Genomic DNA, 13,798 nt, shown 5'->3' with positions numbered 1-13,798 from the left:
TAAAAGCAGTCCTCGCACCATAGATTAGATTCAATCTTTGGCACTCTAAAAATTGCTCACGATTGAGCATTTCAAAGATATTTTGTTGCATAGTTAGAAATTGAATAAAATTTGTAGCCCCTCTAGTTCGCGCTAGAGGGCTTTTTTCTTATAAAAGGGGTTCTGACCCTACGCTGATTACTTCGGGGAAGATAAAAACAGCTTTAAAAAACTCATTGGCGATCGATTTGTTCTCAAAAAGAAATAATCGCTCCTCCCCATCTTTACTAGTAATTGTTTTGGAGCATTTACCGCCTAAGTTCACTGCTAGCTCGTTAATAGCAATAGCATTGCCTTCGGAATGAACTGATACGCATTTAAGAGATGATGTCCGCCTATTTGCAGCAATATGAAGGCTGTACGAATTTGTCGTAAATCGTTGAAGTGTATTAAGCGGCAAACGAGTTGTCTTCATCTTTGAGACCCTTAATAGACCTCTTGCAGAACCAAAAACATGTTAGATTTATAAGCTTTTTATCAGATCTCAAATTAAGCGATGAAATACGAAGCCAGTCAAAATCTATCAGCGACAGAATTTAAACGGTTATTTGGGGTAAGAAGAGAAACATTTGCGCAAATGACGGAGCTAATGCAACAAGCAGCCCAAAGCAAAGGACAAGGTGGTGTAGAACCAAAGCTAAGTCTAGAAGACCAAATATTGGTTACTTTGCAGTATTGGCGTGAATATCGCACCTATTTTCATATTGCTAGCGACTGGGAAGTGTCAGAATCGACGATTTGCCGCATCGTCAAAAAAGTAGAAAATGTCTTAATTAAATCGAAAAAGTTTCGGTTAGCAGGAAAAAAGTCATTGTGGCAGGAGAAGGCTCCAGCCATAATTGCCATTGATGTAACTGAGACAAAGGTTGAGCGCCCTAAATATCACCAGAAACATTTTTATAGCGGTAAGAAAAAGCATCATGCCCTCAAAGCCCAATTGGTGGTCGATCTGACTAATTTCAAGATAGTTTGTACCGCTTACGGTAAGGGCAAGCAGCATGATTTCTCATTATTCAAGGCAAGTGGAGTTCATTTTCACGCACAGACACAAGGTTTGGCAGACAAGGGTTATCAAGGCTTACAAAAGTTGCATCCTAACTCGCAAATTCCTATCAAAAAGCCTCAAAATGGCTCATTATCCAAGGAAGATAAGCGTTGTAATCGCCAACTTGCACGTCAACGTATTGCGATTGAGCATGTTAATCGTCGCTTGAAGATTTTTAAGATTCTCTCTTTACCTTATCGTAATCGTCGTCGTCGTTTTGGTTTGCGTTGTAATTTGATTGCTGCCATTTATAACTTTGAAGTCGCTCTTGTTGCTTCTAAAACTTTCTCTGCTCTGGATTAATTTTCAGTTCTGCAAGAGGTCTAATAATCAAATCCTCCAAAACGACACAAAAATCAACGCCCCTCTCAGCAGCAAGCATAAATATCTTGCTCTTGAGTTTTGTTTTGATAGCTGTAGTTGTCTTTTCTCTTTTATCCATTATTTATCGATCGATAATTATTTATTGATCGATAATAGACGTATTCACGTTTATACGTCAATACGTCTAAAATGTTTTACAAATAGGTAAATATCTATATGATTGTGATTTGCAGCTATGGATCAGCAAAGCCGTCAAAGACTCGCGCAAAAGGTAAGAGCTTTGAGAGACAACACATCTCAAGTAGAATTTGCCAAGACTATGGGGGTCAGACAATCTACGATCGCCAGTTGGGAGAAAGCCACCAATGTGCCAACCCTTGAAAACATAGAAAAGCTGGCGGAATTGTCTAAGCAATTACCAGAAGAATTTTTAGCAAATATCTATGGGCGCACAATATCTACACAAGAATGCCCCACAGTTGCCTTTGCGATTACCACAATGGACAATCAAGAAATAGGTTGCATACTCATGCTAATTGGTCAGCATTTTGGAGGGGAGCTGCCCGACGATATTGAAGAAAAAAAACTAGATTAATCTTTCCATCCACATATAGGACAAGTCCAATCAATGCGATCGCTATTCACTTCATACACATAGCGACATTGCGGACACATACCCGTAAATACAGGATGCGTCATTAAAATTCGATACTGCTGCGCTCTGGTTAACCTTGGCTGATGATCGGTTTCATAGGTTATTGGCAATTTCACAAGATGACCATCAACAAACGTAAAACCATTGGGACACCATAGCTCTTGACCATCATCGGCAAAGTCTGGGCATGAATCACCATCAACACCGTCGGGATGGATCGCACAGACTAGATAGTTGCTGTGGGCATTGTTGAGACAGCGATCGCAGTCGGGTATTTTGGGCATTGGTTTTATAGATAGGCGATCGCTTAATGTTCTAGTGGAATTTTGACAAGACTTACTGAGAAGTTAGCTTTTAGAGTCATGGTATAGATTGCTGAAAATCCAACTTAGTAAATATCCATGATGAAAAGCACAACCTAGCTCTTGCTTGCCCACAGTGGGTAAATGTCCTTTTGGAGCATTAATTGAATAATTTGTCTCGCAGTCAAAAAACCATTCATCAGCACCTGCACTCAGCCATCCTAGTAAAATAGCTAGCGCAAACATTGGAGTCCAACGTCCTACTATGGATATAGGATATTTTTCTCTAACTACAGACATCCCCAACTCTTTTTCTTCAGCAAGAATATTTTGGTAGATTTGCCATTGGACACTAAAGCCAAAATGACCGTTGCTATGCTCTACCCAAAGGCGATCTATTGCTTCTAGCTCCTCCTTTGAAAAAGCTTTGATTTTTGGAATGATTGCTTTCCTTACTGATAGTCCAGAATCGATATTTAGATCTTCTGGATTAATTTGAAAAGTTAATCTTTTTGTTTCTAAATCTGCTTCCCGCCAGTTTTGGGCAACGAGAAGATCTTGCAAAGTTTGATGGTGAGCGTAAAGCATAGATGGGATTTTCAGTATGTTGCAAACGTTTATATCCTATGGCGATCGCAGTCTGGTTTTTGGGGACTTGTTCTATGGGAAAGCAGCCAATAATTACGATGTCACACTAACCGTTACACTACTTTCGCATCTTGTAACACAACCCGATCCACTGTGCGATCGCCTCACCTAAACTACTTTTTTATAACTTCGATAGACTGAGCGCGAAAAACACGGCTGGCAATGCCTGTGTCATAGCCATTAGCTTTTCTGTAGTCCATAGCTCCCCGCAAACGTAAAGTATCGCCCACTTTTACAGAGAAAACTACATCAGCTTTGCTATGTTCAATGACTACGGAATAAGCTTCTAATGCTCCTAATTGATTAAAGCTAGGTGGCTGACCTACAGGCATGACTCGAAACATTGTCAGTCCATCTAAATCATAAGCTGAAAATACATAGTATCCGCCTGCACCAGCGCCCACAAAACTAACTTCGGTAGTGACATCACAACCATTAAAAATATCTGCCTGTGCCGTAATTTGAGCAAAATTCTTTAACGAACCAGCTTTAGGGCATTCTGCCTGAGCCTGTGCCACATTGCCAAGTAAGGATAAGGCGATCGCAGAGGCAACGGTGGACAAAATTTGCTTGGCAGTCATGGGGTTTTCTTTGTTGCGTTCTAGGGGAAAGTCGATAACTAAATATTCTCACGGTATCAGAGCTAGGGGCGATCGCAGTTTGTAGTAGTTAAGATTCCTTATTGACATCGAAATGTTTCAGCAAACTATAGACAACGGGAGACAAAACGATCCCCATTGCTAGGACAAAAACTAAACCACTAAAAAGCGCATAGGTAGAGGCAAAAATCTTAGCGCTGATATTCGGTAGTGGGCTAATTGGTCCCATGCCACTCAGAATCATCGAAGCTTCAACCAAGGAATCTACCCAACTTAACCCTGCAAACCAGTGATAGCCAATAACGCCTATCCCTAGCCCTAGTAGTATAAAAACTCCTGACAAGACAAGATAAGTGGCAAATCTGCGAGCTAGAACCTGAATTGATTCTGACTGCTTTATTGACTTAATCAGGTTTGCCATGACTTTCATGTAGGGAGATTTTACAACCAGCATAGCAATGTCACGCTATCCGATCCATGTGCGATCGCAGTTTGTAACGGAGCGATCACCCTTAGCTCTGTAGGCATTGTGGAGACAGCGATCGCTTTGGAGTAGTTTTGGCATTGGTTGTTTGGTTAGGCGATCAGGGCTAGTGGAAAAGCTGCACGTTAATTGTTTTTCTAATAGAGCGCTTGACAAAAAAAAATATAGGAATTATGGTTAAGTGATTAACCGCTTAAGCGGTTAATCACTTAACCATAATTCCTAAGATCTTAAAGAAAGAAATCACTTCAGATTGCTTTCTAGAGAAGAAATTTTGGGATCTAATACCTGTAAAAAATGAAGTCATTTTTCTGATGAATAAATAGCCAAATAAATTTGTGGCGATCGCCAGCCGAGGTAAGGTCATGTCCAAGAGCAAAATGACAAAATGCCCCAAGTGCGGAGAGAAATCTTTCAAAGAAATCAAAGAGAATGTATTTAAGTGCGTCAGTTGTAACTATCGAAAAGACCTTAATGATCCTGATTATGGTTGGTTTATGCCATCGCTTACTGTTGGCGGTTTGAGTGGCTTAATGATCGCGATCGTTGGGTTTCTCTTCATCTTTCGGGTAGCATCTAGCAACTTATCTAACCCAATCCGCAATCAAACAGACGTATTAGCACCAGAACCAGAAATAATTCCAGCAAGTATCAGTAATATTCGCGAACCTCCCACACAAACAGTACCAAAGGTGATCGCCAAACCCATGCCCAAACCCGTCGCCAAACCCGTTGCTAAATCTGGTAATCAAGTTATTCTAGAGATTAGTGGTAAACCGCAAACGGTTTTATTGTGTGGACTCAATGCACCAACACCTAATAGTCCACTTTTTGCAGCAGCGACTCAGAACTTACAGCAATTGCTCGATCTCGCTGGTACTGATAACTTATTTTGGTCACTGATCGACAATGACAAAGGTATTCAAGTTATGGAATTATACGATCGCAGAGTCCAAGGCTCAATTAATGCTCAGCAAGCAGCAAGTGGTTATGCTACATCGTCTCAATTCTTAGCAAAACTATGTCGCGATCGCGTCCAGATTTTGGCGAGTGTCCAACTGGCGCGGGAGCAGCAAAAGGGATTATGGAAACCTTAACAAGAGCTTAGGATGATTGAACCCATTCCTCTAGTTATTTTCTATGTTTTAGGCTATATCTAAGACATTTGACAAGAACAATAGCTCGAATATTAATGAAAAAACAGTGTTTACAATACTATTTACAGGAGTTAGATATTGCCACAAAACAGTTTTTGTATTTATAGAAATACCCTTATCAAAAAAGAAGGCTCATTAAATTAATGAGCCTTCTTTTTTGATAAGGGTATGGGTAAGAACCTTAAGGATTCTAGAATTTGTTAAAAGCCTTGCCCAGTAAATCTTTTAACGAAATCTAGAATATGTTAAACATGTTGGGTAATAGCAATTAAAATCGCTCCCCCCCCATCCAAGTTTGCTTTTGAGACTTTTTTGAGCTTATTATCGAACAGTTGAATTATATGTATGTTGCGCCCCGTTCTTAGTCCATTCGCTTAGTAGATCTGTGACGAGATCTGAGAAATCTCTATCTTCTCGAACTAGCTTTTCTTTAACATCCTTATAAAGCTCTTTAGGTACATATGCTCCAACTTGGTCGTATGTTGGATCACTTCTCTTACCTTTTCTTTTTGCAGTTGACATGGTGTTGCTCTCTAAACTGAACAGATAATTTAGAAACAGGATGAAAGCAAAGTAATGTAATACATTACTTTGACTGAATAAAAGTCAAAAAATAAGCTTCCTTAACTTTTATAGATAGGAAGCATTAACTATTTGTAGAATGAGTTAGTACCAGCCAAAGCATCAATTGGCTAAACAGAATGGTAATGCTGTAGCTAATATAGCTAAGCGCTCCTTTATTTAATTTCAATAACTTAATCATCAACATTCTATTAATAAAACATATAGATTAAATGTGATTATATCCACCTTATTATGCTGCCTAAGCCTTACTAAATTGCGTAAGATAAGCAACAATTTTTTGGTTTCTATGAATATTGCTAGCTAAAAACGACCTTGCGCTTAACCAGTTAGGCGGTTAATCATAACATACAAGCCAAAGCAGTTTAGTTATATAAAAGTTACTTAAAAGTTATATTTCAGCATATATATAGCTATGTAAAGCGGTGATTATAAAAAATTGACTAAAATTTACTGATACTAATAAGTGTCCTCTCAATCCCCTTATGGGGTTGAATGCTATCTTAAAAATTCCAAACAACAAGTAGGCTGGAATTTTCAAGAAGCTACAGCCTACTTGTTGTTTGAGAGATGCTCGTTATAACTTTTAATCATTATCTCTTTAACTGATTATGTGGGAAGCATCAACTCTTGCAAAAGAACTTATCCTGACATGATCGCATCTAAAGCAAAGCAAGTGTTACTTAGGACATAAAATAATTTTGCCTTTGCTACAGATTAGTCAGTTATTTCTCTGTTGCATTACAATCCCTATCATCATTGGCTTCAATCCAAGCCATCTGATGATCTTTAAATTTCTGTTCCCAGTTTTCCTCTATTACCTGAGATTTCTTCTGAGTCTTCTCCTTGCCATACAAGGCTAGTGAATAAATCAAGTCTCGGCAAAACTCTCCTCGAAAATAACCGCCATGTGAGTCAATTTGAGATATTCCTGAGAAATGCTTGAACGCCGTTAAAATGTAATTAAAAAAAGTTGCGAAAGAATTGTTTGCCGTAAATGCACTCAATCGTCGGCTAGAAGAAGCTGAAGGGTGCGATCCAACTAATTTATCTTTGTAATCAGTACAGTCAATAATTGTGAATGACTTACTTATATCTACTTCACAATTGAAAGGATCATCTTTAAGTGGAATGGTATGGGTTAATCCACGAATACCTATGGCATCATTGCCATAACTGAGTACACCATATCTTCGCTCTTGAGTAATTGTAAGATTACCAAGTCGATAGCCGCCAACACGAGAAGCCGAAGGGAACATGAAAAAGTTTGCTGCTGTAGACGCTAGACGCAGTATCATATCAGCATCGTTGGTGAATAGATAAACTTCCTTGAAACGATGTAGACAACTTTGAAGAAAGTTAGTTCGCCCCGTTGTAATTGCCCAAATAGGAATATCAGGCGAGGCAATAACCAGTGTTTTTAATCTAAAGAAGTCTCCAAGATTTTGAATCTCTTCGTCTTTCGTAAGGCTTGCTATCGGTTTAGAATTTTCCCCAAAAGGACCATCAGGTGATTTTTGTTTCCACCGTTTAATCGCTGATTGATCAAAAACATCAGAGAGAACACGAATAGTGTGGGTTGCCACAAAACACCCCACACTATGAGCGATAAAGCTTAGATTAGCTCTTCCATAAAAATCTGGGCATAACTTTAGACGCTCCTTCGCTTGCGGATCTAATTCTAAAAGGATTTCATCTAATATGACTTGCATCCATCGCACTAGCTCAACAGCATCAAACACACCATAGTTAGCAGCACGATCTCGATCTCGAAAGTAGACAGCTAAACGGAGAAAAATCAAACAAACCACCATCCCCACTAGGATTAAAGCTAATGATGACAGTGGATTTGACAAGAAAAATGCTGTGGATATTCCTGCAATAATAAATATCCACAGCATCACAGGCATTGCTTGAAGCGGCTCTATCCACTTGATAAGTTTTGATTTGATAATCGGTTCTGAAGACCAAGAAAAGTTGATAAAAAGTACAAAATCTTCAAAATCTTCGATATTTTTTTTAGCTACATCATCCTTAAATTTCTTTGCTAAAGGCTCATAAGTATTTTCTTCAAGATTTTTGAATGGAACGTTAAACCCGTGAATATCCAGAACAATACTAATTTTGTTAAGGACATCCTTACCCGATTCTCCCCATTTTGCTTTAATAAAATTTAGTAGAACAAGTTTGATATCAGCTATCGGATATGAAGAATCTAGAGAGACTTTTGAAGTAAGATCCTCGCGGTATTGACTTTCAGCATTTATGGGTGCGGTGCTACAGATTAAACAATGAGCAAATGTTTTTTTGTTTTCTTCGTATCTTTTGATCACAAGTTGGGCATTAGATTTTTTTTGACTCATCTTGGCTCACTGTTTTATATCAGGCGTGATAATTTTAGCTTTATTGCACATAAAATACATTATGCGATCGCATCTTGTAACACTACCCGATCCAATAATGGCTGTATGGTCATAGCAACCAAAATTAGGCTTTACCCATGACAGCCAAAGAAATTACCGATCGCCTTTTACTCCTCTCCAAAGATTTACTATTTCCCAGTGAATCCGACTATCCCCTAGAACCTTTCACTTGGGAATCAGCAACCCTTACCCCAGAAACCATCCTCACGCGATCGCTGAAACCATCAGACACACCTATCGAAGCGATCGCCCTAGAAGTTTTCTTTGCACCCGTCACCACCGATGAAGATTGGTTTGAAGATGAAGATCGACAAGTCTCGCAAAGGTTTCGCGATCTGCAAGCAGCGATCGCCACATTAGAAAATGTCCAAGTGTTTCGCCTTGGCAAAATCGAGATTGATGTTTATATCGTTGGTGCGATCGGTCCCGATTTGGTCGGGCTAAAAACTACCGTAATTGAAACCTAACAGCCTTTCTTTGATTCAATCTGCTTTTGAATGTCGGGCGGCACATTGCTAAAGAAGTCATAGCCCGTTAGTTTCTCAACGTCGCTAACAGTTGTACAGAAATCTGTCCACTTACCATTACGCCCTTGCTTGTTGGGCATAATTACAGCGATAGTCCTAGTATTGGCATTGACCCCTGCTAAACCTTTGGCGGGATCGTCTAGCACCAAGACTACCTTCCACATGGTAGAAGGCACAGCAATCTTGCCCTTCAACAGTGAGGCATCACCATTCTTGCCCTCTCCACCTGTGCCATGTCCACCCGCAACGATGTAAAGCTCTTTGCCTTCTCTTGCCAAGTCACGGGAAAACTCTTCTAGTTGCACCCACACACCCTGATTGTTATCTGGTGCTTGTGGCAAGATATTTACCATCAAAAAAGTAGCCGAATTGTCTTCTACTGATCGACCCCGATCTTCTGAGTTAACCAAGTGTCCGCGATCGAATCCTGAGCCTGTGTAGTCTTTGGTTACAACTCTATACCAACCTTTCGGCAGAGTGGGATCGGGGCGAAAATTGTTTTGCCTTTCAGCATTACCCATCCACGAATTGTTTAGTTGCCATGATGCCCAATTAGCGATATTGCGGCTCTTGCTATAGCTCAGTACATACTGAGGTTTGACCAGCAAATAGTTGTCGGTATTAGTGGGATCTGTCGTGGCTTTGCTTGGATTTCCCATGCGTAAGTTGGGATTATCCTGTACTTTGTCTGGCGCTTTTGCTGGTTGTACTTGAGGCGGTTTTTGAGTCGGTGCAACGGTATTTTCAAGTTTTTGCGCTGGTTTTGCCTGTGCAGGGGTTACTGTGGTGGTGACACTGGGAGCTTGGCTACAACTGACAACAAGTAAGACTGTTAGGAAAAAAGCTAGTAGCGATCGCATGGTGTTCTAGGGGAATTTGCCAAGATCATAGCGCTTGTTTGATTTGTTTTTGGGGCGATTAATCAATATACCTAAATTAGCAAATGCTAATTTAGGTATATTGACTTTGACTAGACAATAAAATAAATAATTTAGGATTATTTTTCGTTTATATCCTTAGAGATTAGACTTTTTTTAAAAGATTCAAGCCAAGTATTTGCCGTACTTTCTATAATAAATTGCTTCATTTTTTGTGAGCTTTCTTTGTCAAGTTGATGTGTATACGAGATCAAAATCTGCAATTGCTCAAAACTCAATATTTCTCTATGGTAATCATCCATCCTCTTGTTTGCAGCTTTACCCCGATCAAAAGCTAAAACAGTTACAGCTTGCATTAATACGCCTATAAAAGCAGGAAATCCGCCATCAATGTTAATCTGCTTATTCTCTTTGTTATTGCTAGTAATTATTCCACTCAATCCCAATAATATAAGACCGATTCCAGCACAAGAACTTAATATAGAAAGCACAAAAAAGATGAATGACTGGTACTTGGTTTGTCTATAATCATTAAGAATATCATCGCTAACCATTGAAATTTTTTCATCAAGTTTTCTCTCTAATTCATAAGATTGTACAGCTCCATCATAGGCTAATGAAATTTGATTTACATAGTTGAGATAAACTTCAAATTCATCGTTAAACATATCATCAGCAATTAAATACTTAAAGATCTTTTTATATAAAACAAACCCATTAGATTCATCCAAAGTATCTAATGGGTTTGAATCACTTCTGTTAGATTTAATTATCCACATAACGCCGATTTGTCTCTTTTCTTTTGGAAAAGGAATACAGTAAAATAAAATTTCTTGATTTAAACTAGCTTTACCTAGTTCTAGGTTACTACCATCAGTAGTAAAACAATGAAATTCCTGACTGTTATATACTTCCTCAGATTTAGCAACTATCTCCGCAAAGGAAATTTCACTGACAAATGATTGTGTACTATTTTTTGCATCTTTATATATATCTTTTATAGATAATAAGCGATCTTTTTCTTTTACTGGAACGATAATTACTTCATTTACATCTAATGCTATACGAGTCTGTACAGTTGCATTATAAAGCATCTTACTTGATGGCGACTCAATGATTTGCGTTAATGCTTTTTGAAGACTGATTAAGATATTTTTCTTCTTTTCCACGCCATCAAGCAAGTTTTTATTTTGAAATCCAATTGCAATCTGTCTTGCAAAATGTTCCATAATCTCTTTGTGTACTAGTGTAAATGCATAAGGATTCTCGTGCTCCAAGTTAATCACCCCAATTACACTAGTTTCGTTATCTAAACCTACAACTTTAATTGGTACAGCCATCTCCGAGCGCATTTCATCAGGGTTTCTGGCACTAATGTAGTATTGCCACTCTTCCGAATTATTTTCTTTTTCCAAATGAAGATCGGAAATTAGAATTGTTTCTTGCCTCTCCTTTGCAAGCATTGTGATACCCCTTTTGCCAATATTCTCTTTCCTTGATCTAGCAGAATGTAATTCAGTCAATACATATTCTGGGAAAGCTGCTCTATAGTCAAACCTATCATTCTCTGCAAAGAAAGCTACATAACTAAAACTTGCTACAGATCGTTCACGATCTACTTCATTTGCAACTAGCAAATAGGCATATTTTGCGATATCTCGTAATAATAGATCAAGATCCTTTCTTTGAACTATCACATCAATAGCATCAACTAATTTCTTATTTGCATCAGACCAAGTAAACCTCTGAGCTAAAAACTCTTGATTATAAATCGTGTTAGCAGCTTGACTTGCAAATAATTCTAATGCAAATAGTTCAACTTTAGAAAATGGAATATATTCAAATTTGTTTAATGATAAAGTACCAATTAATTCTTTTTCATTACCTTCCTTCGATGTAATAAATAATGGGACTATAATTAGATATTTGATATTTTGATCTTGAAATTGCTTTGCAATGCAGTCAAAGTTTTCTTGCTCAGAAAATTCAACTGTTTTCATTTGTTTGATTACAACATCTGTTGCTCCAGTTCCATCAAGGCGTGGACGATGTATTACACTTCCTTCTGGGAAAGCATAAGGTGTATCTGTTAATTGATACTTAGAATCGTCCTGCGGATCTTTTTTAAGTCGATGAATAACGGCTGCTCTCGCACTAGTGATAGTTAATGCATGTTTACAGATACTTTTAAGGAGAATAGTCTTGTCTTCATTAGAAAAATTAACTTTGTCAATATTATACAAAAGAGAATTCATTTGTGAATTGATATTGTTTGAGTATTCTAGTGTCACAGTTCTCTCAACAACAGTCGCTGTTATTTGTGCAATACTTTCCACAAGATCTCGATCATATGGCGTAAAGTGGTCAGGCTTATTTTTTTTATAACAATTAATAACACCTATTATCCGACTATTTGTTTTTGGACCTTCGTTATACTTTGGAATTACTGGAACTGCTAACATAGAAAGGTTAAATCCAGAAAAATTGAATCCTTGCCTAAACTCATGACTTTCTGAGGCGATAGGAATAATCCTACATTGGGCATCTGCCAATACTGAGCCTACTATTCCCTCACCTTTCTTAAAAAATTTTGGTTCATCACGAGATGATTCTCTATAATTATTAGAGTCTTTAGCAGAAATCCATTCAATAAGAAAAGGTTCCTCCGCAAATTGAGATTCTCTAAAAGAACTCACTTTAAAATATGTACAGTTGTCACAATCAAGAACATTTTTCAGCTTACTTAATATTAAGATTACAAGTTCTTTGCTATCCATTACATCACCGATATCGCGAGTGATTTCATAGATTGCTTTTGAATTCCTAGCTTCAAAAAAATCTTTAATTGTATTAGCGAAAATTTCTCCAAACCCTTTAAGGAATTTAGTCAATTTATCCTTAGACTGCGAATAATGATTAGCAGAATTATTGTCTAATGTAATAACTGCTATTGATTTATCTTGATGTTTAGTACACAATCCTACCCAAGAATTGATTTCCGATGTAATTCCACAGTCTTCCCAGCCTAATTGATTTAATTCTTCTTTTCCATTTGTACGTAGATCATTTAAGTTGTCAATAATATATACCCCTTTTTTTTCAACATCTTCAATTAATTTGTCTTTTTTTATATTTTTAATTAGACTTCTATTAGGTAATTCAAGTCCGTCAGATTTGTATTTCAACAAATATCTGTTATGTTGCTCTGCCCCATTGTTATCAATCAAAGATATTGTAACTCTATTACAACCAATTATCGGATTTGTTTCTAGCTCTAAAATACTTATATCAATAATTTCGTCGATATTTTTTGCTTCCAAAAGATAGCTTTTGAATTCTAGTAGTTTTTTGGAAATCTGAACCTCTAAACCTATTGATTCTATATACGCTATCAGAACTCCTTGATTAAATGGCTGTGCAAAAGCATATATCCCATTCATCATCGATGTAAGTGCTGTTTGCTGAACTTCTTCGTTAAACCCAAATATAATAATGATTTCTAGAGGCTCAATGTCTCTAATCTCATCTTTGAATTCAATTATTTGTCCCAAGAAACCAGCATTTTGCTGGTTTAACCAGACTAAAACAATATCCCAACTCGCAAATTCAGATGTTTCCGAGATGTTGTTCCATCGCTCGACTATTGTTTCTTTTACAATTTCTAAAGAATCAACAATTTCAAGTTTTATTTTTTCGCTTGCATTAGTTAGCTTATCAATTATGCTATTACAGCAACTATCACCATCAGATAAATCAAGAAGTAGGATATTAATCATTGAATTCTTGCTTAGAATATTGATAGTAAAACAAAACAATTATTACTCTTTCTAGAGTTGCCCACTCATTTTGTCAATGTGCAACTATTTATGATCTATTTTATAAAATTAATTTTGAAGCTTTATTTGATTGACATTCTTAGTCAAGTATAAAATCTTTATATATCAAGTATATTTTCTAGGGATAACAATTTTTTATAAATTTTTGTAAATCATAATCCGTTCTTTTTTGGCAGATTTATTACTACTAAACGAAAGCAAGAAATAGTTGCAATCGTAAAATGCTTTTTAATGTTAACGAACCATAATTTTATGAATTAAATTTAATCTATAGTTTGACTATTAATCGCACTTCGTCA

General features: G+C 37.3%; 15 protein-coding genes. 5 read left to right on the top strand and 10 right to left on the bottom strand.

The genetic code is table 11. The features are described 5' to 3' along the window. Positions 1 to 535: 535 nt before the first annotated feature. Positions 536 to 1,387 carry an IS5 family transposase gene (locus tag ABM313_RS15310; protein WP_434684046.1) on the top strand — a complete coding sequence of 284 codons (852 nt, stop codon included), beginning with the start codon at positions 536 to 538 and terminating at the stop codon, positions 1,385 to 1,387. Here ABM313_RS15310 and ABM313_RS15305 read toward each other — a convergent pair. After that, positions 1,362 to 1,526 carry a hypothetical protein gene (locus ABM313_RS15305; protein WP_434684045.1) on the bottom strand — a complete coding sequence of 55 codons (165 nt, stop codon included), beginning with the start codon at positions 1,524 to 1,526 and terminating at the stop codon, positions 1,362 to 1,364. The genes ABM313_RS15310 and ABM313_RS15305 overlap by 26 nt on opposite strands. Positions 1,527 to 1,643: 117 nt before the next feature. Between ABM313_RS15305 and ABM313_RS15300 the strand changes: the two genes are divergently transcribed. Continuing rightward, on the top strand, positions 1,644 to 2,003 hold the full coding sequence (locus ABM313_RS15300) for a helix-turn-helix domain-containing protein (protein WP_434684044.1): 360 nt from the start codon (positions 1,644 to 1,646) through the stop codon (positions 2,001 to 2,003). On the opposite strand, the gene ABM313_RS15295 is transcribed toward ABM313_RS15300, so the two are convergent. Then, positions 2,000 to 2,347 carry a hypothetical protein gene (locus ABM313_RS15295; protein WP_434684043.1) on the bottom strand — a complete coding sequence of 116 codons (348 nt, stop codon included), beginning with the start codon at positions 2,345 to 2,347 and terminating at the stop codon, positions 2,000 to 2,002. The genes ABM313_RS15300 and ABM313_RS15295 overlap by 4 nt on opposite strands. Positions 2,348 to 2,410: 63 nt before the next feature. Then, positions 2,411 to 2,953 carry a GUN4 domain-containing protein gene (locus tag ABM313_RS15290; protein WP_434684042.1) on the bottom strand — a complete coding sequence of 181 codons (543 nt, stop codon included), beginning with the start codon at positions 2,951 to 2,953 and terminating at the stop codon, positions 2,411 to 2,413. A gap of 16 nt (positions 2,954 to 2,969) precedes the next feature. Between ABM313_RS15290 and ABM313_RS15285 the strand changes: the two genes are divergently transcribed. Beyond that, positions 2,970 to 3,125, top strand: a complete 156-nt coding sequence (locus ABM313_RS15285) for a hypothetical protein (RefSeq protein WP_434684041.1) — start codon at positions 2,970 to 2,972, stop codon at positions 3,123 to 3,125. A gap of 1 nt (position 3,126) precedes the next feature. Here ABM313_RS15285 and ABM313_RS15280 read toward each other — a convergent pair whose 3' ends face one another. From ABM313_RS15280 to ABM313_RS15270, 3 genes are all read right to left on the bottom strand, one after another. Then, positions 3,127 to 3,594: a hypothetical protein gene (locus ABM313_RS15280; protein ID WP_434684040.1), complete on the bottom strand. Its 468-nt coding sequence runs from the start codon at positions 3,592 to 3,594 to the stop codon at positions 3,127 to 3,129. Positions 3,595 to 3,682: 88 nt separating this feature from the next. Then, the gene (locus ABM313_RS15275; RefSeq protein ID WP_434684039.1) at positions 3,683 to 4,066 is read right to left on the bottom strand and encodes a two pore domain potassium channel family protein; all 384 of its coding nucleotides are present in this window, start codon (positions 4,064 to 4,066) and stop codon (positions 3,683 to 3,685) included. A gap of 235 nt (positions 4,067 to 4,301) precedes the next feature. Beyond that, positions 4,302 to 4,463, bottom strand: coding sequence for a hypothetical protein (locus ABM313_RS15270; RefSeq protein ID WP_434684038.1), 162 nt, complete (start codon positions 4,461 to 4,463; stop codon positions 4,302 to 4,304). Between ABM313_RS15270 and ABM313_RS15265 the strand changes: the two genes are divergently transcribed. After that, positions 4,462 to 5,193 carry a hypothetical protein gene (locus ABM313_RS15265; RefSeq protein ID WP_434684037.1) on the top strand — a complete coding sequence of 244 codons (732 nt, stop codon included), beginning with the start codon at positions 4,462 to 4,464 and terminating at the stop codon, positions 5,191 to 5,193. The two genes, ABM313_RS15270 and ABM313_RS15265, sit on opposite strands and share 2 nt — an antisense overlap. Before the next feature lie 381 nt (positions 5,194 to 5,574). Here the strand turns inward: ABM313_RS15265 and ABM313_RS15260 are convergent, their stop codons facing one another. Both ABM313_RS15260 and ABM313_RS15255 read right to left on the bottom strand, forming a co-directional pair. Continuing rightward, positions 5,575 to 5,775, bottom strand: coding sequence for a hypothetical protein (locus ABM313_RS15260; protein WP_434684036.1), 201 nt, complete (start codon positions 5,773 to 5,775; stop codon positions 5,575 to 5,577). Between the two features lie 785 nt (positions 5,776 to 6,560). Beyond that, complete coding sequence (locus tag ABM313_RS15255; protein ID WP_434684035.1) at positions 6,561 to 8,198, bottom strand: hypothetical protein; 1,638 nt, start codon at positions 8,196 to 8,198, stop codon at positions 6,561 to 6,563. 137 nt (positions 8,199 to 8,335) lie between these two features. On the opposite strand from ABM313_RS15255, the gene ABM313_RS15250 reads away from it, so the two are divergent. Beyond that, complete coding sequence (locus ABM313_RS15250) at positions 8,336 to 8,725, top strand: nuclease A inhibitor family protein (protein WP_434684034.1); 390 nt, start codon at positions 8,336 to 8,338, stop codon at positions 8,723 to 8,725. Here ABM313_RS15250 and ABM313_RS15245 read toward each other — a convergent pair. Then, complete coding sequence (locus ABM313_RS15245) at positions 8,722 to 9,645, bottom strand: DNA/RNA non-specific endonuclease (RefSeq protein ID WP_434684033.1); 924 nt, start codon at positions 9,643 to 9,645, stop codon at positions 8,722 to 8,724. The genes ABM313_RS15250 and ABM313_RS15245 overlap by 4 nt on opposite strands. 137 nt (positions 9,646 to 9,782) lie before the next feature. Further along, entirely contained in the window at positions 9,783 to 13,439 is a 3,657-nt protein-coding gene (locus ABM313_RS15240; protein WP_434684032.1) for a GAF domain-containing protein, read from the bottom strand. Between the last annotated feature and the right edge of the window lie 359 nt (positions 13,440 to 13,798).

It is taken from the genome of Pseudanabaena minima str. Chao 2107, assembly GCF_051131155.1.
Lineage (GTDB): Bacteria > Cyanobacteriota > Cyanobacteriia > Pseudanabaenales > Pseudanabaenaceae > Pseudanabaena > Pseudanabaena minima.
Note: the sequence above shows the minus strand (reverse complement) of the source record. Positions and strands in the feature narration are given on the sequence as shown.

Coding starts and splice junctions, on each gene's coding strand:
- ABM313_RS15245 (WP_434684033.1), bottom strand. CDS start 9,645: ATGCGATCGCTACTAGCTTTTTTCCTAACAGTCTTACTTGTTGTCAGT.
- ABM313_RS15265 (WP_434684037.1), top strand. CDS start 4,462: ATGTCCAAGAGCAAAATGACAAAATGCCCCAAGTGCGGAGAGAAATCT.
- ABM313_RS15260 (WP_434684036.1), bottom strand. CDS start 5,775: ATGTCAACTGCAAAAAGAAAAGGTAAGAGAAGTGATCCAACATACGAC.
- ABM313_RS15290 (WP_434684042.1), bottom strand. CDS start 2,953: ATGCTTTACGCTCACCATCAAACTTTGCAAGATCTTCTCGTTGCCCAA.
- ABM313_RS15310 (WP_434684046.1), top strand. CDS start 536: ATGAAATACGAAGCCAGTCAAAATCTATCAGCGACAGAATTTAAACGG.
- ABM313_RS15285 (WP_434684041.1), top strand. CDS start 2,970: ATGTTGCAAACGTTTATATCCTATGGCGATCGCAGTCTGGTTTTTGGG.
- ABM313_RS15300 (WP_434684044.1), top strand. CDS start 1,644: ATGGATCAGCAAAGCCGTCAAAGACTCGCGCAAAAGGTAAGAGCTTTG.
- ABM313_RS15275 (WP_434684039.1), bottom strand. CDS start 4,066: ATGCTGGTTGTAAAATCTCCCTACATGAAAGTCATGGCAAACCTGATT.
- ABM313_RS15305 (WP_434684045.1), bottom strand. CDS start 1,526: ATGGATAAAAGAGAAAAGACAACTACAGCTATCAAAACAAAACTCAAG.
- ABM313_RS15255 (WP_434684035.1), bottom strand. CDS start 8,198: ATGAGTCAAAAAAAATCTAATGCCCAACTTGTGATCAAAAGATACGAA.
- ABM313_RS15295 (WP_434684043.1), bottom strand. CDS start 2,347: ATGCCCAAAATACCCGACTGCGATCGCTGTCTCAACAATGCCCACAGC.
- ABM313_RS15240 (WP_434684032.1), bottom strand. CDS start 13,439: ATGATTAATATCCTACTTCTTGATTTATCTGATGGTGATAGTTGCTGT.
- ABM313_RS15270 (WP_434684038.1), bottom strand. CDS start 4,463: ATGACCTTACCTCGGCTGGCGATCGCCACAAATTTATTTGGCTATTTA.
- ABM313_RS15250 (WP_434684034.1), top strand. CDS start 8,336: ATGACAGCCAAAGAAATTACCGATCGCCTTTTACTCCTCTCCAAAGAT.
- ABM313_RS15280 (WP_434684040.1), bottom strand. CDS start 3,594: ATGACTGCCAAGCAAATTTTGTCCACCGTTGCCTCTGCGATCGCCTTA.